This window comes from uncultured Xanthomarina sp. (assembly GCF_963971605.1).
GTDB lineage: Bacteria > Bacteroidota > Bacteroidia > Flavobacteriales > Flavobacteriaceae > Xanthomarina > Xanthomarina gelatinilytica.
In genome coordinates this window covers 15,974-40,264 of sequence record NZ_CAXATZ010000002.1, presented here as the reverse complement: position 1 = coordinate 40,264, position 24,291 = coordinate 15,974, and the positions used below count along the sequence as shown (strand labels likewise).

The 24,291-nt window shown below is 34.6% G+C and carries 25 protein-coding genes; 17 read left to right on the top strand and 8 right to left on the bottom strand.

Annotation, left to right across the window (positions count from 1 at the left end):
• The first annotated feature begins 8 nt into the window (after nucleotides 1–8).
• The 4 genes from AACY93_RS01210 to AACY93_RS01195 all read left to right on the top strand — a co-directional run bounded on the left by AACY93_RS01210 (nucleotide 9) and on the right by AACY93_RS01195 (nucleotide 3,014).
• Nucleotides 9–1,238, top strand: coding sequence for a T9SS C-terminal target domain-containing protein (locus AACY93_RS01210; protein WP_286853458.1), 1,230 nt, complete (start codon nucleotides 9–11; stop codon nucleotides 1,236–1,238).
• A gap of 63 nt (nucleotides 1,239–1,301) precedes the next feature.
• Nucleotides 1,302–1,757: a DUF4442 domain-containing protein gene (locus AACY93_RS01205; RefSeq protein WP_286853459.1), complete on the top strand. Its 456-nt coding sequence runs from the start codon at nucleotides 1,302–1,304 to the stop codon at nucleotides 1,755–1,757.
• A 124-nt stretch (nucleotides 1,758–1,881) separates the two neighbouring features.
• Complete coding sequence (locus tag AACY93_RS01200) at nucleotides 1,882–2,682, top strand: TIGR00266 family protein (protein ID WP_287006549.1); 801 nt, start codon at nucleotides 1,882–1,884, stop codon at nucleotides 2,680–2,682.
• 134 nt (nucleotides 2,683–2,816) lie between these two features.
• Entirely contained in the window at nucleotides 2,817–3,014 is a 198-nt protein-coding gene (locus AACY93_RS01195; RefSeq protein ID WP_040492120.1) for a hypothetical protein, read from the top strand.
• Between the two features lie 574 nt (nucleotides 3,015–3,588).
• Here the strand turns inward: AACY93_RS01195 and AACY93_RS01190 are convergent.
• Nucleotides 3,589–4,527, bottom strand: coding sequence for a LysR substrate-binding domain-containing protein (locus AACY93_RS01190; protein ID WP_287006550.1), 939 nt, complete (start codon nucleotides 4,525–4,527; stop codon nucleotides 3,589–3,591).
• Nucleotides 4,528–4,633: 106 nt separating this feature from the next.
• On the opposite strand from AACY93_RS01190, the gene AACY93_RS01185 reads away from it, so the two are divergent.
• Entirely contained in the window at nucleotides 4,634–5,113 is a 480-nt protein-coding gene (locus AACY93_RS01185) for a Dps family protein (protein ID WP_007651794.1), read from the top strand.
• Between the two features lie 81 nt (nucleotides 5,114–5,194).
• On the opposite strand, the gene AACY93_RS01180 is transcribed toward AACY93_RS01185, so the two are convergent.
• Nucleotides 5,195–5,617 carry a DUF2141 domain-containing protein gene (locus AACY93_RS01180; RefSeq protein WP_287006552.1) on the bottom strand — a complete coding sequence of 141 codons (423 nt, stop codon included), beginning with the start codon at nucleotides 5,615–5,617 and terminating at the stop codon, nucleotides 5,195–5,197.
• A gap of 203 nt (nucleotides 5,618–5,820) precedes the next feature.
• Here AACY93_RS01180 and AACY93_RS01175 point away from each other — a divergent pair, with 203 nt between their 5' ends.
• Complete coding sequence (locus tag AACY93_RS01175; protein ID WP_007651792.1) at nucleotides 5,821–6,429, top strand: trimeric intracellular cation channel family protein; 609 nt, start codon at nucleotides 5,821–5,823, stop codon at nucleotides 6,427–6,429.
• A gap of 49 nt (nucleotides 6,430–6,478) precedes the next feature.
• Here AACY93_RS01175 and AACY93_RS01170 read toward each other — a convergent pair whose 3' ends face one another.
• Complete coding sequence (locus tag AACY93_RS01170) at nucleotides 6,479–7,204, bottom strand: peptidylprolyl isomerase (RefSeq protein WP_286853465.1); 726 nt, start codon at nucleotides 7,202–7,204, stop codon at nucleotides 6,479–6,481.
• 75 nt (nucleotides 7,205–7,279) lie between these two features.
• On the opposite strand from AACY93_RS01170, the gene AACY93_RS01165 reads away from it, so the two are divergent.
• Nucleotides 7,280–7,921 (top strand): CoA pyrophosphatase, encoded by a 642-nt coding sequence (locus tag AACY93_RS01165; RefSeq protein WP_286853466.1) that lies wholly within the window; start codon nucleotides 7,280–7,282, stop codon nucleotides 7,919–7,921.
• Between the two features lie 47 nt (nucleotides 7,922–7,968).
• Entirely contained in the window at nucleotides 7,969–8,784 is an 816-nt protein-coding gene (locus AACY93_RS01160) for a lysophospholipid acyltransferase family protein (RefSeq protein WP_286853467.1), read from the top strand.
• Between the two features lies 1 nt (nucleotide 8,785).
• On the opposite strand, the gene AACY93_RS01155 is transcribed toward AACY93_RS01160, so the two are convergent.
• Both AACY93_RS01155 and AACY93_RS01150 read right to left on the bottom strand, forming a co-directional pair.
• A complete protein-coding gene (locus AACY93_RS01155) occupies nucleotides 8,786–9,430 on the bottom strand; it encodes a hypothetical protein (protein ID WP_007651784.1) in 645 nt (214 codons plus the stop codon).
• A gap of 4 nt (nucleotides 9,431–9,434) precedes the next feature.
• A complete protein-coding gene (locus AACY93_RS01150; protein ID WP_007651783.1) occupies nucleotides 9,435–9,929 on the bottom strand; it encodes a sigma-70 family RNA polymerase sigma factor in 495 nt (164 codons plus the stop codon).
• Nucleotides 9,930–10,057: 128 nt separating this feature from the next.
• On the opposite strand from AACY93_RS01150, the gene AACY93_RS01145 reads away from it, so the two are divergent.
• Nucleotides 10,058–11,335: an NAD(P)/FAD-dependent oxidoreductase gene (locus AACY93_RS01145; protein ID WP_286853468.1), complete on the top strand. Its 1,278-nt coding sequence runs from the start codon at nucleotides 10,058–10,060 to the stop codon at nucleotides 11,333–11,335.
• 65 nt (nucleotides 11,336–11,400) lie between these two features.
• Here the strand turns inward: AACY93_RS01145 and AACY93_RS01140 are convergent, their stop codons facing one another.
• Nucleotides 11,401–12,069 carry a lysoplasmalogenase gene (locus AACY93_RS01140; RefSeq protein WP_286853469.1) on the bottom strand — a complete coding sequence of 223 codons (669 nt, stop codon included), beginning with the start codon at nucleotides 12,067–12,069 and terminating at the stop codon, nucleotides 11,401–11,403.
• A gap of 169 nt (nucleotides 12,070–12,238) precedes the next feature.
• Between AACY93_RS01140 and AACY93_RS01135 the strand changes: the two genes are divergently transcribed.
• From AACY93_RS01135 to AACY93_RS01110, 6 genes are all read left to right on the top strand, one after another.
• Nucleotides 12,239–14,392, top strand: a complete 2,154-nt coding sequence (locus tag AACY93_RS01135; protein ID WP_286853470.1) for a carboxypeptidase-like regulatory domain-containing protein — start codon at nucleotides 12,239–12,241, stop codon at nucleotides 14,390–14,392.
• Between the two features lie 94 nt (nucleotides 14,393–14,486).
• Entirely contained in the window at nucleotides 14,487–15,218 is a 732-nt protein-coding gene (locus AACY93_RS01130) for an energy transducer TonB (RefSeq protein WP_286853471.1), read from the top strand.
• 175 nt (nucleotides 15,219–15,393) lie between these two features.
• Complete coding sequence (locus AACY93_RS01125; protein WP_286853472.1) at nucleotides 15,394–16,023, top strand: hypothetical protein; 630 nt, start codon at nucleotides 15,394–15,396, stop codon at nucleotides 16,021–16,023.
• A gap of 5 nt (nucleotides 16,024–16,028) precedes the next feature.
• Nucleotides 16,029–17,366 carry a 2TM domain-containing protein gene (locus AACY93_RS01120; RefSeq protein ID WP_007651763.1) on the top strand — a complete coding sequence of 446 codons (1,338 nt, stop codon included), beginning with the start codon at nucleotides 16,029–16,031 and terminating at the stop codon, nucleotides 17,364–17,366.
• Nucleotides 17,357–17,680 (top strand): 2TM domain-containing protein, encoded by a 324-nt coding sequence (locus AACY93_RS01115; protein ID WP_238307694.1) that lies wholly within the window; start codon nucleotides 17,357–17,359, stop codon nucleotides 17,678–17,680. Before AACY93_RS01120 ends, AACY93_RS01115 begins: the two co-directional genes overlap by 10 nt.
• A 45-nt stretch (nucleotides 17,681–17,725) precedes the next feature.
• Entirely contained in the window at nucleotides 17,726–18,490 is a 765-nt protein-coding gene (locus tag AACY93_RS01110; RefSeq protein ID WP_286853473.1) for a LytTR family DNA-binding domain-containing protein, read from the top strand.
• Between the two features lie 9 nt (nucleotides 18,491–18,499).
• On the opposite strand, the gene AACY93_RS01105 is transcribed toward AACY93_RS01110, so the two are convergent.
• Nucleotides 18,500–19,675 carry an LETM1-related biofilm-associated protein gene (locus tag AACY93_RS01105; RefSeq protein WP_286853474.1) on the bottom strand — a complete coding sequence of 392 codons (1,176 nt, stop codon included), beginning with the start codon at nucleotides 19,673–19,675 and terminating at the stop codon, nucleotides 18,500–18,502.
• A gap of 202 nt (nucleotides 19,676–19,877) precedes the next feature.
• Between AACY93_RS01105 and AACY93_RS01100 the strand changes: the two genes are divergently transcribed.
• Nucleotides 19,878–22,106: a TonB-dependent receptor gene (locus tag AACY93_RS01100; RefSeq protein WP_286853475.1), complete on the top strand. Its 2,229-nt coding sequence runs from the start codon at nucleotides 19,878–19,880 to the stop codon at nucleotides 22,104–22,106.
• A 71-nt stretch (nucleotides 22,107–22,177) separates the two neighbouring features.
• Here the strand turns inward: AACY93_RS01100 and AACY93_RS01095 are convergent, their stop codons facing one another.
• Nucleotides 22,178–22,783: a superoxide dismutase family protein gene (locus AACY93_RS01095; protein WP_286853476.1), complete on the bottom strand. Its 606-nt coding sequence runs from the start codon at nucleotides 22,781–22,783 to the stop codon at nucleotides 22,178–22,180.
• A gap of 136 nt (nucleotides 22,784–22,919) precedes the next feature.
• On the opposite strand from AACY93_RS01095, the gene hemN reads away from it, so the two are divergent.
• Complete coding sequence (gene hemN / locus AACY93_RS01090; RefSeq protein WP_286853477.1) at nucleotides 22,920–24,284, top strand: oxygen-independent coproporphyrinogen III oxidase; 1,365 nt, start codon at nucleotides 22,920–22,922, stop codon at nucleotides 24,282–24,284.
• Nucleotides 24,285–24,291 lie beyond the last annotated feature (7 nt).

Here is a 24,291-nt window from a genome sequence, read left to right as displayed (position 1 = left end):
ATTAGGGCATGTTTAAAACGTTTCAATTTATAAGTAAAGTCTTTGTGGGCAAAGTGGTTTACATCTTGTTTTTGTTCTGTTCCAGTTGCATGTCGCAATCCTATCCAAAAGAAGAAAACATCATGGTTGCCACATGGAACGCTTATGAGCCTCCAAGTGAAACTCCAGAGTATTTGGTGCCTTTTACCAATGGATTTGGTCTGCAAGTCACCAGAATAAGCGACGCTACGGTTTTTGGTAAAGATAATAAGCAATTGCGTCATCATTACAGTGTAGATTCCCCTTGGAATAGTGATGGGTCATATATTAAACTTTCGGGATATCCTGCTGCCATCTTGGATGGCAAAACTTATAAGTTTGTTAAATGGGCAGATATTCCAGCTTCCGCAACCTGGGCAAACACCAATCCCAATATTATGTATGGTACCTATAAGAATAAATTGGTTTCTTATGATGTTAGAATCAATACCATTCAAACCATTCACGTTTTTAAAGATTTTGAAGAAATAAGTTACGGTTTTAACAAAGGAAATATGTCTTATGACGATAGGTATATAGGACTTGTAGGTAAAAATGAATCTGATTTGACCCTTATTGTTTATGATATTAAAAACAATCATATTGTTGGAACCGATCCTATTGGAAATGTGGATTTGGCTTGGTTTTCTGTAAGTCCTCTTGGAAATTATGCGGTAATTACTTTTGGGGAAGATGGCGATTTACCAACCCAAGGATTAAAGGCTTATGATATTGATTTAACAAACAAAAGACATTTAAACAATTATACCACTCACTCCGATTTGGGAATAGATGCAGATGGACAGGAAGTCTATGTGGCTTTTGGAGATGAAACCACCAGACCAAACGGTTATTTTATGAAAATGGTTAGACTGTCTGATGGACTAACAACGCCTCTTTTTAATTATACGCCAGACAATGGTGTGTGGAATGGTCATATTAGTTGTCGAAACATTAACAGACCTGGTTGGGCTTATGTTAGTGAAGGCTGTTGCGAAACCATAGGGAAAAAAGAATTATTTGCCATTAAACTGGATTCAAGCAACACTGTGGAAAGATTTGGTTTGCATCATGCAACTTACCATGACGCATACCAACAGCAACCACAAGCAGTCCCAAATAGGGATGGAACAAAGATTATGTTTGCTAGCAGTTGGAATGGATTATTTACTACAGAATACCCACCTTCTTTTATAGTGGAAAAAACCAACAAAGAATAAACACAGTAATGCTGTCTGTTGTATATCATTCTGATAGTATTTCAAAAAACAAAAAAAAACCATATGATCATCACCCCAAAAAAACTCAATGCTTTTTTAATGTTCAAGCTTCCAGCTGCTTATTTTACAGGCGTTCGGACAAAACATATTGATAAAGAGACATGCGTTGTTACAGTAAAACATCGATGGATTAACCAAAACCCATTTCATTCCATGTTTTGGGCTGTACAAGGTATGGCAGCCGAACTAACTACAGGCGCTTTGGTCATGCAGCAAATAAAAGCCTCTGGAAAAAACATTTCCATGTTGGTGGCAAAAAACAATGCCACATTTGTTAAAAAAGCAACAGGTAGAATTACGTTTGTTTGTAAAGAAGGATTGGAAGTTGAAAAAACAATTCAAAAAGCTATTGTATCAGGTGAGGGACAAACCCTTTGGATGCATGCAAAAGGAACTAATGCAGAAGGTGTGGAAGTGTCCAGTTTTGAATTTGAATGGACGCTTAAATTAAAGTCATAGATAGATGTTAGAATATGGTTTTCAGTAAATCTTGCTTAAATTTTTGAAAAATGTGTAACAAAGCATTAAAGTTGCCAACTAATATTTTAGACAATTTATTAACACATAAATAAGAACATATAACATGGAAGCACATGAAATAGATTATCAAATTTATGGCGAAGAGATGCAGTTTGTGGAAATAGAACTGGATCCACAAGAAGGCGTTGTGGCCGAAGCAGGTAGTTTTATGATGATGGACGATGGCATTAAAATGGAAACTATTTTTGGTGATGGTTCATCAAAAAACAAAGGTTTTTTAGATTCCATTTTAGGAGCTGGAAAACGAATCTTAACAGGAGAAAGCCTTTTTATGACCGCTTTTTACAACAACCTAAACGGCAAACGCAAGGTGAGCTTTGCATCTCCTTATCCTGGTAAAATAATTCCTATCGATTTAACAGCTTTCAATGGTAAATTTATTTGCCAGAAAGATGCTTTTTTGTGCGCTGCTAAAGGAGTTAGTATTGGTATAGAATTTAGTAAAAGATTAGGGAGAGGTTTATTTGGTGGCGAAGGTTTTATCATGCAAAAACTGGAAGGAAATGGCAAAGCTTTTGTTCATGCTGGAGGCACTATGGTTAGAAAAGAGCTCAAAGCTGGCGAAGTATTGCGTGTAGATACTGGTTGTATTATTGGATTTACCCAAAATGTGGATTACGATATAGAGTTTGTTGGAGGTATTAGAAACACGGTGTTTGGAGGAGAAGGATTGTTCTTTGCCAAACTTCAAGGTCCTGGGACTGTTTATATACAATCGTTGCCATTTAGCAGATTGGCAGGACGTGTGTTGGCATCTGCTCCTAAAGGAGGAGGAAAAGATAAAGGCGAAGGCAGTATCCTTGGAGGTTTAGGGGATTTGTTGGATGGAGATAACAGATTTTAACACTAAAAAGGATTGTTAAATTTTTGTTTAAATTAAAAAACAATCCTTTTTTTTATTAAATTTATGGAAACTAAACTAAATACATGCCTATAGAACAAATCTACTTTTTTTAAACCAAAAACCTAAATAATATTATGGCTAGAGCAATGTTTGAGTACACCAAAACGGTACTTAATAAGGTAAGTTTTGATGCTACGTTGTTTTGCAAAGAGGTACAAAAAGCCCTTCAACGTCTATTACCTTATGAAATTGAAGAGTTAAAGATTTTCATACAATCTCTTGTACAGCAAAATCCCGACTTAAATCAATGTCTAATTTACTTAAAAGAGTGATAAATTTAAAAGCGACCTACGGGTCGCTTTTTTTATACTTAATAAGTGAAGTTCAAAAGAACTGTAAACGTCACGTTTGGCGAATAAAACCCTGCTAAATATTTTTTATTATTTTTCATCTTTCCCAAATTTATTCCAACATAAGAAAATAAAAGTCCTTTTATTGACCATTTTTTAACTTTAGTGAATATTTGTTGAGATAAAGAAGGCGATACACCTCCTGATTGTGGCTGTGACTCCCAAACTATAAAAGGTATTACTGTTTCGGAAGAAGATAATCAAATTCATCGATTGGAAATAAAAGTCAAATGAACCATTGGATGGCTATTGCAACGAGCAATTTTGGATAGGTTTTTTTTTTTTTTTGAAAATTGTAATACCTGTATTGATGTTATGATAGTTTACAATGAATTTTTATTATGTCGCATTTGATTATACAAAAGGCTACCATCTGAAAAAAGCTCAGATTGTTTTTTTCTGGAAAACAAAAAAAATATGTTACAGACTTCCAAAAATTGCAGACTACAGCTATTAGATGGTTGTTCTAACTTCTATAGAAAAATGACAAAACTATTTATTTTGGTAGCGGACTGATAATTTCAACGTTTTGAAAGGCAATGGCGCCTCTAATAATACCAGAAATTACGCTCTGCATGGCTTCAATAATTTGCATCTTTAATTCACTTTTATGATACAGGATGCTAACTTCCCTGGCAGGACTTGGTTCGTTAAAATAATGTAGGTTTTGTTTGGCTTTTTCATTTAAATCCAAAGTATGTAAATAAGGAAGCAAGGTCATCCCTAAACCTTCGTTGGAAAGTTTAACAAGTGTTTCAATACTACCACTTTCCAGTTGAAAGTTTGTGTCCACTTGGTTTTTAAATGTTTTGCATAAATTTATTACACCATCCCTAAAACAATGGCCATCTTCCAGGAGTAGCATATCTTCAATATCCAAATCCGAGGTGCTTATTTTTTGTTTGCTGTGCAATCTATGATGCTCTGGAATGTAAGCTACAAATGGTTCAAAATAAAGCACACGCTCTTTAATGGTCTCTATTTCCAAAGGTGTGGCAGCAATAGCGGCATCTAAATGGCCTTCATTCAACCTGGAAATTATATCTTCGGTGGTCAGCTCTTCTATTTTGAGTTTAATTTTTGGGTATTTTTTTATAAAAGTCTTTAAAAACATAGGCAAAAGCGTAGGCATAATGGTTGGTATAATGCCCAGTTTAAATTCCCCTCCAATAAACCCTTTTTGTTGATCTACAATATCTTGAATCCTATAAGACTCGTTTACAATATTTTTGGCCTGAGTCACTATTTTTTTACCAACTTCCGTTAATTCTATGGGCTTTTTGCTTCTATCAAAAATTAGAATGTCCAGTTCGTCTTCCAGTTTTTGAATTTGCATGCTTAATGTTGGTTGAGTCACAAAACATTTTTCAGCAGCTTTTGTGAAATTTTTGTTTTCTGCAACAGCTAACACGTAGTATAATTGAGTGATCGTCATAAGTATCAATTTAGACTATAAAAATATAAAATCTATCAATAAAATTTATGATAAATAACATTATTTATGATGTAAATTTGAGTAAATATTAAAAACAGATTGTATTATGACATTAAACAGTATAGGATTAAATCAAAATAAGGCTAAAGATTTAGCAAATGACTTAAATGGCTTACTGGCCAATTTCCAAATTTATTATCAAAATTTAAGAGGTATTCATTGGAATATTAAAGGAAAACGATTCTTTGATTTACATGTTAAGTTTGAAGAACTGTACACAGATGCCAATGTGAAAGTTGATGAAATTGCCGAAAGGATTTTAACCTTGGGCGAAACTCCTTTGCACACCTTTGAGGATTATTCAAAATTGGCAAAAGTACCAGTTGGTAAAAATGTATCCCAAGACGAAAAAGCTGTACGTTTGATTGTGGATTCTTTATCGGAATTACTTCAAATTGAACGCGATATACTTGATAAGTCTGGAGAAACCAACGATGAGGGAACAAACTCCATGATGAGCGACTTTATTACCGAACAGGAAAAAACGGTTTGGATGATGAAAGCTTGGTTGGGAGAAACAGTATAAATCCACAAATTAATTAATAGCAACCAAAAGCGACCTTAACTTATAGTTATGGTCGCTTTTTATATTGCAATAAGTTGCCGTTTATAATCTAATGAGTAATTCTAAGCTTTCATCTTCCAAAACAAATTTGGCATCTGCAAAATTTGGAGGGCCCATTAACATAGGATTGTTGGACATGCCATAGGATTCCAAGGGCATTCCAGTGGTGTCAAAATCCATTTTCTCATTATCGTTGGCATCATGAAACACCATAACAGCATAAGTTCCTGGAGTTACATTTTCAAAGGTCACCATGGCTTTCCCATCTGTTATGGCACTTTTCATGCTATGGAGGCTTTTGCCTTTCATAAAAGTGCTTTCGTTGTGCAATCCAAACAACATACTGCCATTGTCGCTTAACGCATTATCAATCTTTACGGTAATATGATAAGATTTTAAACTGTCTTGAGCCTGAATAAAAGAACATGTTAAAAGAAGTGAGACAATCAGTGTTAGTGTTTTCATTTTAATGTTTGTTTTGTTGATTAATACATGTCAAATGTCTGTTTTATTTTTTTGTAACCCTAAATTTATATACTGAAATGTCATTTCTTGAAACTGAATTGTTTTAAGTAAGTTCTTTTCATTCATATTTTTGGAGGAAACCTTTTAAATGGCACTCAATTGTCTTTATTTTGTCTACTTAATAAATGTATAAATAAATTAGGATGTTTTATACCATAGATATATTGGGAACCATTGCTTTTTCTATTTCGGGCGTTTTGGTGGCTCTAAACAAAAGGATGGACCCATTTGGTATCTTAATCATTGCTTTTGTTACAGCAGTAGGAGGAGGAACCTTAAGGGACGTGCTTATTGGTGATACACCTGTGAGTTGGATGAAAAACATGACCTATACCTATGTAATATTGGCATCTACTGTGTTTGCCATTGTTTTTAGAAAAAAAATAGATTATTTAAGAACCTCTTTATTGCTGTTTGATACCATTGGAATTGGACTGTATACAGTTGTGGGTGTGGAGAAAGGCATTTCGGCCGGATTGAACCCAATTATTTGTGTGTCTTTAGGGACCATGTCTGCCTGTTTTGGAGGTGTTATTAGGGATATTTTATGTAACGAGATTCCAGTTATTTTTAGAAAGGAAATTTACGCCACTGCATGTATTCTTGGTGGATTTTCATACTTTTTGATAAAAAAACTGCCTATAGATATCGATTTGGCTTTTGTAATAGCAGGATTGATTGTAATATTGGTTAGGCTTTTGGCCATAAGATTTAAAATAAGTTTGCCAACTCTCTATAAGGAAGAACAGTAACACGCTTAAAGATTCTAGTTTGATCCTGATTTCAATTTCAGTTTCAAGATTACTCAATAATCTCTACTTTTTCAATATAGATATTGTGTAAGGGCCAATCGCCTTCATCGGTTTTTTGTTTTGCAATGGTATCCACAACATCCATGCCCTTGATAACTTTTCCAAAAATGGTATAATCGCCATCCAAATGATGCGCTCCACCTTTCTGTTGCACTATAAAAAACTCAAATGGAGAAGCCAGTTTGTACGGATTGTCAATCTCACTGCTTGGCATGCTTATAACGCCTCTATCATGCTTAAAACCTCTCTTTGTGTCTGTAGGCAATAAATACCTGCCAATTTCATTGCGTTTTTTTGAGACTTTGGGATCGTCGGAGTTTCCTGCTTGAACTATAAAATTATCGATAACCCTATAAAACTGGGTGCCGTTAAAATAACCTTGTTTGGTCAAGAAAATAAAATTGGCTCTATGGAATTTTGTTTCGTTAAACAGCAAAATATCTATGTCTCCAAAAGTTGTGGTAATGCGAACTTTGTTTTCTGGGTTTTCTTTTTCGTATTGAAGAAAAAACTCCATGGCATTTTCGTCTGTTAAACGGTTGTTGTCTTCGGCTTCAATATTGGTTTCAGGTTCAACTGCAACTTCATTTTCAGCAATGGAATCCTTGGTGGTTTGTGTGGTTTCTTTTAAAGTGTTATTTGTTTTTTTGCCAGAATGTTTATCTTCACAATTCAGTAATAAAAAACTTAACAGCACTAGAAAGATAGATCTCATAAAGACGTTTATATTTTTTTAAAATTGATTAATATATTGATGCTTTTAGGTTTTATACGAAAAAAAAAAAGAACCATGGAATTTGATGAATTTTGCAAACTCATTTCAAAAATAGAAAATATACCACTTCCAGCCGAACCATCTCAGTTAAAAATGTCTCCTCCTTTTAGGGATATCTTGCAGAAAAAACAAAGACATGTTATGAAACATGCCAAAAAAGCTGGAGTCATGGCCTTGTTTTACCCTAACAATAGCAAACAGACCAACTTGGTGCTTATATTGCGTAAAACCTATAATGGGGTTCATTCGGCACAGGTTGGTTTTCCAGGAGGTAAACTGGAGGCTTCGGATGCATCGTTAAAAGAAGCAGCTGTAAGGGAAACTTTTGAAGAAATAGGTGTGCCACATCATTGTATAGAAGTTTTAAGGGAGCTCACTCAAGTTTATATTCCTCCAAGTAATTTTTTTGTGCAACCTTATATAGGGATTTCCAGGAATACACCAAAATTTTTAAAACAGGATGAGGAGGTTGAAGCCATAATTGAGATAGATTTAAGGGATTTTATAAACGAGGAAAATGTGGTTACAAAAACAGTTTCAACTTCTTACAGTTTGGAGGTGGCTGTGCCAGCCTTTAATTTAAACGGACACGTAGTTTGGGGAGCAACAGCTATGATGCTAAGTGAAATAAAAGACTTGTTAAAACAACTTATGTAAAGGCTCAGATTTATTACCTTTGTGTTTCCTAACATTGAAAAAAGATTATGGGATTATTTAAAAGAAATCCTTTCGGACATATACTTTTTATAAAAAAATGGGTTATAAGAATCATAGGTTCCTTGTCCCATAGAAGATTTAGAGGGTTTAACGAACTTCAAATTGAAGGTTCTGAAATTATAAAAAGCCTACCGGATAAAAATGTGCTTTTTATATCCAATCACCAAACATATTTTGCAGATGTGGTTGCCATGTTCCATGTGTTCAATGCCAGTTTAAGCAACAGGGAAGACAATATTAAAAACATTGGTTACTTGTGGAATCCTAAATTGAATATTTACTATGTGGCTGCCAAAGAAACCATGAAATCTGGTTTGTTGCCTAAAATTTTGGCCTATGCAGGATCAATAAGTATAGAGCGTACTTGGAGGGCAAAAGGTGAAGATGTAAACAGGCAAGTGAAGATGAGCGATATATCTAACATTAAAAAAGCCCTGGACGATGGTTGGGTAATTACCTTCCCTCAAGGGACCACAACACCTTTCAAGCCCATTAGAAAAGGAACAGCGCATATTATCAAACATTACAAGCCAGTTGTGGTGCCTATTGTAATTGACGGGTTTAGACGCTCTTTTGATAAAAAAGGGCTTCGTGTAAAAAAGAAAAACATTTTGCAGACTTTTGAAATTAAGAAACCTTTGGAGATTGATTACGAGAATGAAAGCATAGCTGAAATTGTGGAAAAGATAGAATATGCCATAGAACAGCATCCATCTTTTTTAAAAGTGATTCCAAGAGAGGAAATAGAAGCTCAGGAAGAACTTAACAAATTAAGGAAATGGCGTTTGGAAGACGACTATTAAGCTAGACTTCCAGTTTTTTTAATTCCCTGTAATTTCGGTTAAGCCGTTTTAATAAAATCCCATAAATTAAATAATAAAAGCCTAATATAATGGCTATTAACAATCCTAAAAAAACAAGGGTTAAAATAATGGTTACGGCATAAAACTTAAATATTTCTCCATTGGCTGAAGCTTTTTCTACCAAAGAAATCATTTCTTCATCCCGATCAAATTGCACACCCAATGCTATAAAAGCAGAAAGAGCCAAATAAATTAAATTAAAGCCAACATATTGTTTTACGGTTCGTCTGGTTTTTAAAATGTTTTCCATTAATATTTTGGCACTGTCTGTAGCAGAAATGGTTCTGTAGTTCATGTAAAACTTATAGAAAAAATACCCCAAAATAATATAGCCTAAAATAAGAAATGGAATCATGATGTTTTCGGCATGATAACTCTCAAAACGTTTGTTGTATTCAGTGTTTTTAAAAGCGAAAGAGATTAGGGTCCAAAAGGCAAATTCTAAAATGCTTATGATAAAAATCCATTTCACAATAGAAGAGGATTTCTTTAAAATCATGCCATATATTTCTTTGTATGAAAGTTTTGGATACTTGGTATCTTCATTTTTCTTCCAGTCTTTCTTTAATAATTCTAATTCATCCATATGCTTACGGATTTAAAATAGTTCTTAGTTTGGTTTTAACACGATTCATTTTCACACGTGCATTAACTTCACTAATTCCTATTGTTTCACTTATTTCTTTATAGCTTTTGTCTTCTAAATAAAGAAAAACAAGCGCTTTTTCAATGTCGTTTAATTGGTGTACAGCTTTGTATAGTAATTTCAATTGCTCTTCTTCCGTATCGTCGTAAGGTTCCGATTTTATTTTGTATTGAAAAGCATCAAAAGTTTCAGTTTTTATGGATCGCTTGCGTTTTCTGTATAATGTAATGGCTGTGTTCAAGCCAACACGATACATCCAAGTGCTAAATTTTGAGTCGCCTCGAAACTTAGGATAGGCTTTCCAGAGCTGAATGGTAATTTCTTGGAATAAATCGTTATGTGCTTCTTGGTTGTTGGTATAGATCCTACAAACCTTGTGCACAATGTTCTGATTTTTCTCTAATTCTTCAACAAAGCTATGTTCTAACTCTTTATTCAAATTGGTGGTTTAGTTACACTATAAGTAGCAGTTTTTATAATTTGTTACAAATTCTCAAAACAATCTTTAAAAATAGTCTTTAACTTGTGTTTATTGTATCTTTGTAAGAGAAATTTTTCAACATTCCTATGAATATTCCAAAATCCAATCATCCTCGAATCGTAATTGTTGGTGGTGGTTTTGCAGGTGTCAGTTTGGTAAAACAATTTGCCAACAAAAAGGTGCAAATAGTTCTTTTGGACAAGCGCAATTACCATACATTTCAGCCTTTGTTATATCAAGTATCTTCCTCGGGTTTGGAACCAGACTCCATAGCCTATCCGTTACGTAAAATTATTAAAAAGCACGATAATATTTTTTTTCGTTTAGCTGAAGTTTCAACCATAGACTCAAAAAGCCAACAGCTTATTACTGATATTGGCTCCCTTTCTTACGATTATTTGGTGATTGCAACTGGTACCAAGACCAATTATTTTGGAAACAAAGCTATTGAAACCAATAGCATGCCAATGAAAAACGTGCCTCAAGCCTTGAATATAAGAAGTCTTATACTTCAAAATTTTGAAAAAGCCACTATTGCCAGTTCCATGGAAGAACGTGAAGCCTTGCTTAACTTTGTGATAGTGGGAGGAGGTCCAACTGGAGTAGAGCTTGCTGGAGCCATTGCCGAATTAAAAAACCATATCCTTCCTAGGGATTATCACGATTTGAATGCCAAGGACATGCAAATACATTTGTTGGAAGGAAGTTCAAGGGTTTTGCCACCTATGAGCGAACATGCTTCTAAAAAGGCCTTGGAATTTTTAGAAAAACTGGGAGTGATTGTCCATTGTAACACGTTTGTAAAAGATTATAATGGTTTGGTGGTGTCTACCAATAATGGTTTGATTTTAGAGACAGAAACCCTTATTTGGGCAGCTGGAGTTACAGGAAACCCTATTCAAGGCTTAAATGCAGAGGTGCTTGTGGATAAAGCGAACAGATATCGGGTAAACAGATACAACCAAGTAATAGGTTACCACAATATTTTTGCTCTTGGAGACATTGCTTACATGGAAACCGAACGCTTCCCAAAAGGACATCCACAAGTAGCCCAACCTGCTATTCAACAAGGGAAATTATTGGGAAAAAATCTTATTAAATTAATAGAAGGAAAACCTTTAAAAGCTTTTGAATATAGAGATAAAGGTTCCATGGCAACCATAGGGAGAAACAAAGCAGTGGTCGATTTAAAAGCGTATAAATTTGCAGGTTTTTTTGCTTGGTTTGTTTGGATGTTTGTCCACTTAATGTCTTTGGTAGGATTTAGAAACAGAGTGGTTGTTTTCTTTAATTGGACCTATAATTATATCAATTTTGATAAAGCAGCCAGATTAATTATAAGACCTTTTAAAAAGTTAAATTAATTGTTTAATGTATCTTATTTAAGCCATTGATTATTAAAAATAAAATTAAGCATTATAAATAAAATCTATGGTTGCTTTAGAAGTCCTAAAACAATAAAAAGCTGGGCAAAGCCATAGGTAAACATAATACTAAAATCTGTAAACGGCAAGGGTTGATAAAATTTGTTTAAGGCTAAAATACTATCCGATATCATAAATAAAATAGCACCAACAAAAACCAGGATATAACTGTTTTTTGCAACCTGTCCCTGTCTTAAAAAAGCTGTTGTTGCCATACTTAAAATAACTATCATATAAATAATTACAGGACACAGCAAGTTGTTTAAACCATCTCTTAAAAAGTAAAATAAAAGGATTCCATAAACCAACATCAATCCCATAAAAACCCATCCTTTTTTTGATTTGTTCCTTTGTTTTAAAAACACCAAAACATAAAAAATGTGTGCAGTTAAAAAAGCAAGCAATCCACCCATAAAAAAATAAGCAGAATGGTTTGTGAACATAAGTAGGATATCTCCTAAAAGAGAGCATATTAAAGCCAAAACAATCAGCAGTTTTATTTTTTTTTCCAAGTGAGAGCTTTGTTTCCAAAAAAATAGAATAAGGGAAATCAATAAGGCTGGCTTGGCTATATAATTAAAAATTTGCAGGTGTTTAAAACTTGATGTAATTATTTCTAAAGCCAGAAGAAAAATAAAGAGTAAGGAAAACGATTTTTCGGTTTTTGTTGGCATAGTTCTTTTGGTTGTAATCAAATATATTCATTTCATCCTAAAATTTTTACAATTCGGTCTTTTTTAGTTTATGTAAGTTTTGTTTATATGGAGATTTGCCCATCAATCTTCCTTTGCCTAGATGCTTAGGATGACCAATCAAAAAAATCGAACAGTTAAACTTACATTCATGAAACTATCATTTTTCATCCTTTTCTTTTTCATAGTGACTTCAGGCATATCGCAAACAATCATTACTGGAAAGGTAACAGACGCCAAAAACCAACCTATTGAGGGAGCCAACGTTTATTTAGATGGAACCTACGATGGGACCATAACGGATGCCAATGGCCAGTTTTCTTTTTCAACCAACGAAACTGGAGTGGTTAGCTTAAAAATCTCTTTTCTTTCCTACGAGACCTTTCGGCTTACGCAAGAGGTTTCAAGCTTAAACAATTTGGAAGTTAAACTTCGTGACGATGTGAATGCTCTGGATACAGTTGTTATTTCTGCAGGAACCTTTTCAGCAGGAGACAACAGTAAAGTATCTGCGCTAAAACCTTTGGATGTGGTTACCACAGCTAGTGCTTTGGGAGATTATGTTGGTGCCTTGCAAACCTTGCCAGGAACCACAACTGTTGCCGAAGATGGACGTTTGTTTGTAAGAGGTGGAGACGCAGAAGAAACTCAAATTTTTATAGATGGTATTCGTGTATTCACACCTTACGTGCCTTCCACAAACAACATTCCAACTCGAGGGAGATATTCCCCATTTTTATTTGATGGGATTACATTTTCAACAGGAGGCTATTCGGCAGAGTATGGCCAAGCATTGTCCTCTGTATTGTTGTTGAACACCATAGAAGAACCTGAACAGGAAAAAACCGATATTGGTATTATGAGCGTTGGTGCTTCTTTGGGCCATACCGAAAAATGGAAAAACAGTTCCTTGAGCCTTAATGGAGCTTATATAAATTTAGCACCTTATGTGGCATTGTTTCCAGATAGAAATGATTGGAAACAACCTTTTCAAGGGGGTTCTGGAGAAGCTGTTTTTAGAAAAAAATTCAACAATGGCATGCTTAAATTCTATTCAGCCTTTGAGTCTAGTGGTTTCGAATTGATTCAAGAAGATATTAATTATGTGGATGGGGTTTATTACAAATCCAATAATAAAAACCTCTATGTTAATGGGTCTTATCAAGGGCTTTTAAGTACTAACTGGACAGTTTTTGGAGGTTTAAGCTACACCAACAACAGTAGTAAGATGAAAGTTATGGACGATGATGTTAAGGACAAGGAACATTCCTATCATTTAAAAATGAAATTGAAACACCGTTTCAATAATAGGTTTAAACTCAATTTTGGAGCTGAGTATTTGGCAACAAATTTTAATGAGGATTACAACAGTCCTTTTATAAACAACGTATCTTACGGTTTTAATAATAATATTGCATCAGCTTATTCTGAAGCAGATGTGTTTTTCTCAAAAAACTTGGCTTTAAAAGCTGGTTTGCGTTTGGAATATAGTGAGTTGTTTAAAGAATTGACTCTTTCCCCAAGGGTGTCATTGGCTTATAAAACATCTGCAAAAAGTCAGGTGTCTGTGGCCTATGGCAACTTTTACCAAAACCCAAACAACAATATTCTAAAATTTGAACAAGATTTAAATGCTCAAGAAACAAGACATTATATTTTAAATTATCAATTAAACAAAAATGGTAAAATCTTTAGGGCAGAAGCTTTCTATAAGGACTACCAAAACTTAATAAAATACGATACGGAATATGCTGATTTTACCAGTAACTACAACAATTTGGGTTCTGGTTATGCCACAGGAATCGATTTGTTTTGGAGGGATAACAAAAGCATTAAAAACCTGGATTACTGGATAAGTTACAGTTTTTTGGACAGTGAAAGGGATTACGAAAATTATCCCGTTCAAGCCGTTCCAAGTTTTGTGAATACGCACAACCTATCGGTTGTTACTAAATATTGGATTGAAAATTGGAAAAGCCAACTTGGGTTGAGTTATGGTTTTGCCTCTGGAAGAACCTACACCAATCCAAATGAAACGGGTTTTTTAAACCAAAAAACCAAATCTTACAACAATTTAAGTTTTAATTGGGCTTATTTAATCAGTCAACAAAAAATCCTTTATTTTTCCGTTAATAATGTCTTGGGACTAAAAAACATTAATGGATACCAATATGCAGATTTACCAGATAGTAACGGAATCTATGCAAGTAACGCTCTTAGGCCAGCAGCCGATCAATTCTTTTTTGTGGGTTTTTTCTGGACCATAAGTGAAAAGGGAACCGATAATCAATTGGATAACTTATAAAATAACTCTTTTATGTAGTTTTTGCCAAACATGACCAATATCATAGTAATTTGAAAGTTAGAGTGTTAACTTTAATACTATAAATTATTTTGTCATGGAACCTAAAAAAAACCCAAATATAGAGGTTGGTAGAAATAGTGGTTTGTATTTCGCAATAGGTTTAAATATCATTTTGCTGTTTACATACTTAACCATGGAGCATAAGACTTTTGAGACTTCCAAAGTAATATTGGAAAACATTGAAATGGAAGATGTTTTTGAAGAAGATATTCCAATTACCGATTTGAACATGCCTCCACCACCTCCACCACCTCAAGTACTATCAGCACCAGAAACCATTACTGTTGTTGAAGACACCAAAGACATTGAGGAAACAGTGCTTGAAAGTACAGAAACAGACCAAGAAGAGAAAATAGCAGAGCGTATTGTTGAGGTAGAGGAAGTCCAGGTTGTAGAAGTGGAAGAAGAAGTATCTGTGCCTTTTTCGGTTGTGGAAAAAGTGCCAATTTTTCCTGGTTGTTCTGGTAATACCAATCAGGAATTAAAAGATTGTTTTAGTAAAAAAATAAATGAGCACATAACCAAAAACTTTAAATACCCACAAACAGCTTTGGAATTGGGTATTTATGGACGTGTAATCGTACTTTTTGTAGTGGATAAAGAAGGAAACATTACCAACATTCAATCTAGAGGACCAGATAAAATGCTTGAAAAAGAAGCAGAACGCATCATTGGGTTGTTGCCACAAATGAAACCTGGTTTACAACGTGGCAATCCGGTAACAGTTCCCTATAGCATCCCTATAAACTTCAAAATTCAAAACTAATAAGCTTTACCTAAAAACGTTTTTCAGCCCTTATTTTACAAGCACTTTCCAATATCTTGAGAGTGTTTTTTTGTTTTCCTACAATTCGGAAATAAAAATCAACAATTCGGTAAAGCTCTTTTTAAAGCCCATGTTATTGTTTGCATATTTGTTTCAATATTAAAATCAAATAATCATGAAACACTTTAAATTACTTACAATTTGTTTGGTTGTTTTAATTACAGCAAACTTACAAGCGCAAACCAATTACGAAAAAGGCATGCAAAAAGCTTTCGATTTATGGGGAACCAATCCCATTGAAGCATCGCAAATGTTTGAAAGAATAGCCCATGCAGAACCAGATAACTGGTTGCCTCCTTATTATGCAGCAGAAACCTTGATTTTGGATGGATTTACAAAACTGGATAATAAAGAGGTTTTGGAAGCCCAACTAAATCAAGCACAGAATTTTTTAAATGACGCTACTGCCATTTCAAAAAACAATCCAGAGATCATGGTTTTGCAAGCTTTACTTTATACTGTTTATGTAGCCAGTGATGGAGCTACTTATGGCATGACCTTGTCTGGAAAAATCATGTCTTTGTATGAACAGGCCGAAGCTTTGGCGCCAAACAATCCACGGGTTGTACTGAATAAAGCCGATTGGGAAATGGGAGGAGCACGTTATTTTGGTCAGGATACAACACCATTTTGTAAAGATGTAGAAAGAGCTTTGCAACTTTTTGCTACCTTTAAACCAGAATCGAAATTTGCTCCATCATGGGGAAAAGAACGCGCTGAAGAGATTTTAAAAGACTGTAAATAAAAATCATGAGCAGAAACACTAAAAATATATTAATAACCTTTGGCATTGGCTGTATAGTATTTGTAATTGGGAACGCTATTTTTAGTGGTTTTGAATTTGAAGACAGCAACGAGCTGCTTATTAATTTTACCTTCTATCAACTTTATGCATTTGTTTTGGGATATTCCAATATGTATTTTTTTAACTATTTGGAGAAATATCCCTGGAAAGAAAAAGAGGCTGTAAAACGTATTGTTATAGGTATTATTGGTTCCATTGCACTCACTTTGGTTGGTTTGTTTTTTTTACGAATGGCCACAGCGCTGTTTTACAACAAGCAATCATTTGAAACCTTTATGGCTAACGAATCCTACAGGGATTATACCTTTGGGTTGTGGATTACCTTAAGTATTGTAATAACCTTTCATGCTGTTTATTTCTTTAAAAAGAACCAGGAAAAAAAGGTTAAGGAATCTCAAATAGTTGCACAAACGCAAACAGCTAAATTCGATGCTTTAAAAAACCAGCTGGATCCACATTTTTTGTTTAACAGTTTAAATGTCTTAACCAGCTTAATTGAAGAGAATCCAGATAAAGCACAAGATTTTACAACGTCCTTGTCTAAAGTTTATCGCTATGTTCTGGAACAAAAAAATAAGGATTTAGTGTCTGTGGATGAAGAGCTGAAATTTGCCAAGACCTATATGTCTTTACTAAAAATGCGCTTCGAGGACAGTATTGTTTTCGATATTCCGGAACAGGCTTCAAATCCAGAAAGTAAGGTGGTGCCCTTATCTCTTCAGCTTTTGTTGGAGAATGCCGTAAAACACAATATGGTTACGGAAAAAAATCCGTTGCACATTAAAATTTACGAAAAAGACGGGCTTTTAATAGTAGAAAATAATTTACAGATAAAACAAATAGTAAAAAAGAGTAGTGGTGTAGGGTTGAGTAATATCATGCAACGCTACCAATTATTAACCAAAAGAAAAGTTATCATCAATCAACAAGCAGACAGTTTTGCAGTTGCAATACCTATGCTTACAAAACAAATTACCATTATGGAAACAAAATCAGAACACAACAGGGAAGACGCTTATTATAGAGCTAAAAAACAAGTAGAAGAAATTAAAGGGTTTTACGGGAACCTGCTTTCTTATTGCATTGTCATACCTTTTATAATATTTATTAACTATCAAACCTCATGGGGCTTTCAATGGTTTTGGTTCCCTATGTTGGGTTGGGGAATGGGCTTGCTGTTTCATGCCTTTGCTGTATTTGGATACGGTAAATCTTGGGAACAACGCAAGATTCAAGAAATTATGGAGAAAGAAGAGACGTATAATCAAAATAAATGGAAATAATCATGGAACGGGATTTCTCAAAGCTGGAACGCTTGGAACGTGTAAAAAAGCGGGTTAAAAAAATCAAAGGGTTTTATGTGCATTTATTGGTATATGTGGTTGTAAACCTGATGATTGTGGTTTTAAATATCCAAGATTTGGAGCCTGGTGAAAGCTATTTTCAATATAAAAATTTCTTTACTTTGTTTTTCTGGGGAATTGGTTTGGCTGTCCATGGATTAAGCGTGTTTTTGCCAGATTTTATTTTAGGAAAAAACTGGGAAGAACGTAAAATAAAACAACTCATGGAAGAAGATAAAAAACACTGGAAATAAACTTTTTCACAACAATCAATTTAAAACCAATCAACCTTATAAACTATGAAAGTCATTATTATTGAAGACGAAAAACCATCTGCAAGACGTTTACAGAGAATGCTGGATAAAATAGGCATTCAAGCAGAAACCATGTTGCATTCCGTGGAGGAATCCGTAGCTTGGTTTCAGGAGAATGAGCATCCAGATTTAATCTTTTTGGACATTCAACTGAGCGATGGTCTATCGTTTGAAATTTTCGATTTGATAGATGTAAAATCTTCCATCATTTTTACCACTGCCTATGATGAATACGCGCTTCAAGCCTTCAAACTAAATAGTGTGGATTACCTGTTGAAACCCATAGATGCTGAGGAAATGGAGAAAGCCATCCATAAATTCAATTCAAAGCATAAAACCATTCAGCCTATTACCTTAAATTTTGAAGATATTAAAAAACTGTTGGTAAATCCAATAGAAAGAGACGACAAGGAGTACAAAAAGCGTTTTTCGGTAAAAGTCGGTCAGCATTTAAAGCTTGTTCCCATTGATGACATTGAATGTGTTTACAGCGAAAATAAAGGCACCTATCTATACACAACCGAAGGCAGGAACTATTTGATAGATCAAACTTTGGAGCAACTTGAAACCGAACTGCAACCTGAAACCTTTTTTAGGGTTAACAGAACGTTTTTTGTAAATATCAATGCCATAAAAGATATGGTTAGCTATACCAATTCGCGTTTGCAAATTAAATTGCATTCTTATAACGAGCAAGAGGTTATTGTAGCAAGGGAGCGTGTTAAGGATTTTAAAAGCTGGCTGGAGTAAAGTAAGGGCTTATTCCTCAATTCTATTGTCATCAAAAGACGAAGGTAAGAGTTTGGGAATAAACTTAATCACCAAAGGTAGCAGCAATGCGCCCCCAGGAAGCATGAAAATGGCCAAACTTGGTATGGATTTAAAAATATCCAACAATTGTGTTTGCACTTTCTTTTGTTCTTCGTCGCTTAAATCCCTAACCGTGGATTTGGACAACAACACCATGAGCTCCTTACTCTCCATAAGCTCTTTTTGCAAACGCTTGCTGTTTCTGGAAATAAGTTTGTTAACCATTTTACTCGAGTTGGAATAAAAGGTTTTTACAATGTTTTTAGAACTTAATAGAGCTATTTTATCTTTATTGCTTTTATAGAACAACTCTATAAAGCGTATGGAATTATAAATGCGTACCTGCTCAAGCTGCAGTTGTTCGCCAAGTTTTAAAAGCAGTGTTTTTTCATTTTTGTCAATATTTAAATCTCCCCAAGTTGCCATGCAGGCAATATCCATAATATAATAAGTTTCCAAATCGGTATTTATAAACTCCAAGGCTTCTTGGAATGTTAGTGTTTTATGGGATTTGTACCTTATGGATTGGTCGACCAACTTTAACAAACTGTTGTCGTATTCTGTTTTTTTGCTTTTGGAATTTAAAACCTCCCTTACTATGGTCTCTATGGCAGATTCCAAATGCTGAATGTGTTTTTCTGAAATTTCCTGCGTTAGTAAAAATGCTTTATAGGCCAATATATCAGTAAACAGCAAAGCATTTGTAATAAAATAATTAAAGCTCCTGTCAATTAAATTGTCATCTATTTGAATGCGTTTGTGAATTATTTTTTCCAGTAAGGAGGCAGTTTTCTTTTCGCCTAAAATTTCAGAAAATATGGAAGTGGTGTGTGCATTGATTTCAATATAAAAATTGATAATGCTTTCAATAAATTCAACATCAGAAGTTTTGTTTTCTTCAAAAATATATTTCAAAGCAAGTAAAAAATTTACTTTGCATATTTCTTCTTCGGTTAATTCTGAAGCATCAAAATGGTCTTTTAAAACCTTAACGTTGCTACCATAAATAAAGCCACTTTCCCTTAAAATATCATAAAAGGTGTTCTCGTCTGTATGATTCCAGATAGGGTTTGTGTCTAATTCTTTTAGTAACTTTTTTATCCAGCCACTTGCTGATGGATTCATGATTGACAAATTTCTTCGCAGTAAAGATAAATTTTATATCTAAAATCAACCAATACTATAAGGGTAAAAAATATTTATAAAACCCTGTGATTTTTTAACGAGCTTAAATGCAAAAGTTAAAAAGCTGTTAACATTGTAAAAGGGTTATGGCTGTCGTTATATTTTTACCGGTTTATCGTTTAATCACGTTATTTATTTACTTATGAAAAGAATCTTTACTATTTTATTGTTTTTAATTATTGGCAGCTCACAGGCTCAGAACATCAAAGGTGTTGTTACCAATAGCAACCAACAACCGTTGGAGGATGTTTATATTTACAACACTAACTCATCATCTCATGCGCATACCATTGCCAATGGCTCTTTTGTGTTAGAGAACAATCAGGTAGGCGATTCTTTAACCGTTGGTTTGTTGGGTTACGAAAAGACTTTTTTGGTGTTGAACGAAAACCATTTCAATGATAGCCTTACCATTGTTTTAAAAGGAAAGACCATTTTATTGGATGAATTGGTGATTACGGAACAAATAGACGCTTTAAACAGCATTTCCAAAGTGGATTTGGAAACCAATCCAGTTAATTCTTCACAAGAAATTTTACGTAAAGTCCCAGGCCTGATTATTGGGCAACATGCTGGAGGAGGAAAGGCCGAACAAATATTTTTACGTGGTTTTGATATTGACCATGGTACAGATATCAGTCTCTCTGTAGATGGTATGCCTGTAAATATGGTGTCTCATGCTCACGGACAGGGTTATAGCGATTTACACTTTCTTATTCCGGAAACCATTAATAATATCAACTTTGGTAAAGGACCATACTATGCCAACAAAGGCGATTTTAATACCGCTGGATATGTGGACTTTAATACCAAGGAAGATATTGGCTCCAGTGAAATAAACTTCAGTTACGGACAATTTAATTCCATGCGAACGCTTGGAATGTTCAACCTGTTGGGAAATACACCCAACCAAAATGCTTATGTAGCTTTGGAGTACATTCAATTTGATGGACCTTATCATTCTCCTCAAAATTTCAACCGTATCAACCTTTTTGGGAAATACACCACGTATCTTAAAGGAAACGACAGATTATCTGTATCGCTTTCTCATTTTAAAAGTCGTTGGGACGCTTCGGGACAAATACCACAAAGGGCTGTAAACTCTGGCATGATAGATCGATGGGGTTCTATTGATGATACCGAAGGAGGAAATACCTCCAGAACCAATTTTAATGTAGAGTACAACTCCTTATTATCCGAAAATTTACAGTTTAAGTCCAATGTGTTTTATTCGCAATACAATTTTGAACTGTATTCCAATTTCACCTTCTTTTTGGAAGACCCAATCAATGGCGACCAAATAAAACAAAAAGAAGCTAGGGATATTTTTGGTTTCAATGCAGAATTTACACGAGATGGCAATTTAGGTGCAGTTGAAGCTACTTATACGGGAGGTTTTGGCATGCGTTACGATTTTGTAAACGATGTGGAATTGTCGCATACATTAAATAGAAACGAAACGTTAAATTATATGGCTTTGGGCGATGTGAACGAAACCAATATGTTTGCCTATATAAATGCCGAACTGAACTTTGGTAAATTTATAGTAGCGCCAGCGTTGCGTTTGGATTATTTTAAGTTTATGTACAATGATGCTTTGGTGAGTGATTATGAAACCCTTTCAGAAACAAAAACCATAGTAAACCCTAAGGTGAATTTCTTTTTTAACCAAAATGATAACCTACAATGGTTTTTAAAAACAGGCATAGGTTTCCATTCAAACGATGCTAGGGTCGTGGTGCAACAGCAAGGCGAGGATATTTTACCAAGAGCTTATGGAGCCGATTTTGGGGCTATTTGGAAACCAGTTCCTAAAGTGGTTTTTAATACAGCTTTGTGGTACTTGTTTTTGGAACAGGAATTTGTGTATGTTGGAGATGCTGGAATTGTGGAGCCTAGTGGAGAATCCAAACGATATGGATTAGATTTGGGATTAAGATATCAGCTAACAGATTGGTTGTATTTTGATACAGACGCAACCTTAACACATGCTAGAAGTGTAGAGGAACCTTCCGGGGAAGATTACATTCCTTTAGCACCAGATTTCACTCTTACAGGAGGCTTGTCGATGAATAATTTTAAAGGGTTTTCTGGAGCAATTCGTTATCGATTTATAGATGATAGACCAGCAAATGAAGACAATTCCATAGTTGCCGAAGGTTATTTTGTAACCGATCTGAACTTAAGCTATGAGTTTGCCAATAATTTGGTTCTGGGAATTGCCATAGAAAACCTTTTCGATACCGAATGGAACGAAACGCAATTTGCCACAGAGTCCAGATTGCAAAACGAATTGGAACCTGTAGAAGAAATTCACTTTACTCCTGGAACACCTTTCTTTTTTAAAGCCAATATTAGTTATAGATTTTAGTACCTGTTGAGGTGAAGAATAAAAAAAATGCTGCCATCTGGCAGCATTTTTATTTGTGTTTAGGTTTATATTTATTCTAAGTTTATAATACCACCACAGCTTACACGACCTCCAGCATCTCCAGTTGGTTGGGTTGTAAAGTCGTCTACACCTTGGTGTACAATCACGGCTTTATCCAAAATATCCTTGTTAGGATCTCCACAACCTATACACCATTGGTCTGTACTGAATGTAATGGTACCATTTCCGTTTTCGTCAGCTTCAAAATTTCCTATATCGCCTTTGTGATATCCTTTTACGTCACCCCATTTTCCGTGAGGTTCGTTTGTTGGGTTCCAGTGTCCACCTGTAGATGTTCCATCTGGTGCAGAACAATCAGATTTTTCATGTAAATGGATGGCATGGGTTCCAGGGGTTAAACCGTCAAAAACAGCAACCATGGTTACTTTTCCTTCTGTTTCGGTAAATACAGCGCTTCCGTTTACTTTACTGTCACTTTTAGGTTCTAGTTTAATTTTTATTTTCTTAACATCTTCATTTACGGTTTCTTCAACAGGTTCTACTACGTTTTCTTCGGTAGTGGTTCCTTCGGCTTCAGTGTTTTCTTTTTTGTCGTTTTTACAGCTTATTGCAAAACTCAAGCTTAGCAATAACGCAAACAATATCGGTTTTTTCATTTTAAATTAATGTTTAAGGTTTACCCCAAAGTTACGTAAATAATAGAAGGATTTAAAATTTTAAACCCTCTAATATGATAAAAGTCATGTTTTAAAAATCGCATTAAATATACTTTTGTACCTGAATTGTTTAGGTATGAAAAACTCTTTAATAAATAAATATAATGTAGCTGGACCTCGATACACGAGCTATCCAACGGTTCCTTATTGGGACATAAACACCTTTTCATCTAAAAAATGGAAAGAATCCTTAATAAAATCTTTTAACGAAAGCAACCAAACAGAGGGATTAAGCCTTTATTTGCATTTGCCTTTTTGCGAGAGCCTGTGCACCTTTTGTGGTTGTAACAAGCGTATCACCAAAAGACACGAGGTAGAGTCGCCATATATAACTGCTGTTTTAAAAGAATGGGATTTATATTGCAAGTTGTTTGATACCAAACCCAATATTAAAGAAATACATTTGGGTGGAGGCACACCAACGTTCTTTTCCACAGACAACCTAAAGCGTTTAATTGAAGGGCTTTTAAAAAGGACAACTTTGGCAGAAGGCTATGAGTTTAGTTTTGAAGGCCATCCAAACAATACGACCAAAGAACATTTGCAAACCTTGTACGATTTAGGGTTTAGACGTGTTAGTTTTGGAGTTCAGGATTATAACAAAACCGTTCAAATAGCCATTCATAGAATTCAACCGTTTGAAAATGTCAAGCGTGTTACAGAACAAGCAAGGGAAATAGGCTACACGTCTGTAAGTCACGATATTATTTTTGGCTTACCTTTTCAAACCATAGAACATGTAGAAGAAACTATAAAAAAGACTAAAGAACTTATGCCAGACCGATTGGCATTTTACAGTTATGCACATGTACCATGGATAAAAGGCAATGGGCAACGTGGTTTTAAAGAAGAAGATTTACCTACTCCAGAAACCAAAAGAAGACAATACGAACTAGGTAAAGAGCTGCTTGCAGAAGCTGGTTTTGTAGAAATTGGCATGGATCATTTTGCCCTTAAATCAGATTCATTGTACAAATCTATAGAACAACAAAAACTGCACAGAAATTTTATGGGTTACACAGCTTCCAAAACTCAAGCCATGATTGGCTTGGGAGTTTCTTCCATTAGTGATAGCTGGTATGGCTTCGCACAAAACGTGAAAGGTCTGGAAGAGTATTATCATTTAATAGACGAAAACATCATACCTATATATAGAGGTCATATTTTAAATGAAATAGACCTAAAAATCAGGAAACATATATTAAATCTTATGTGCCAGTTTCACACCTCTTGGAACACAGAAGCACAATATTTTAACGAACTTCCCGAAGTTTTAAAAAAACTGGAAGAAATGGAAACAGATGGCTTGTTAAAAATAAACCAAACGAGCCTTCAGGTTACCGAAAAAGGAAAACCATTTGTAAGAAACATTTGTATGGCTTTCGATTTGTTATTACAAGAAAAAATGCCAGAAACCCAATTGTTTTCTATGACGATATAAAAACACA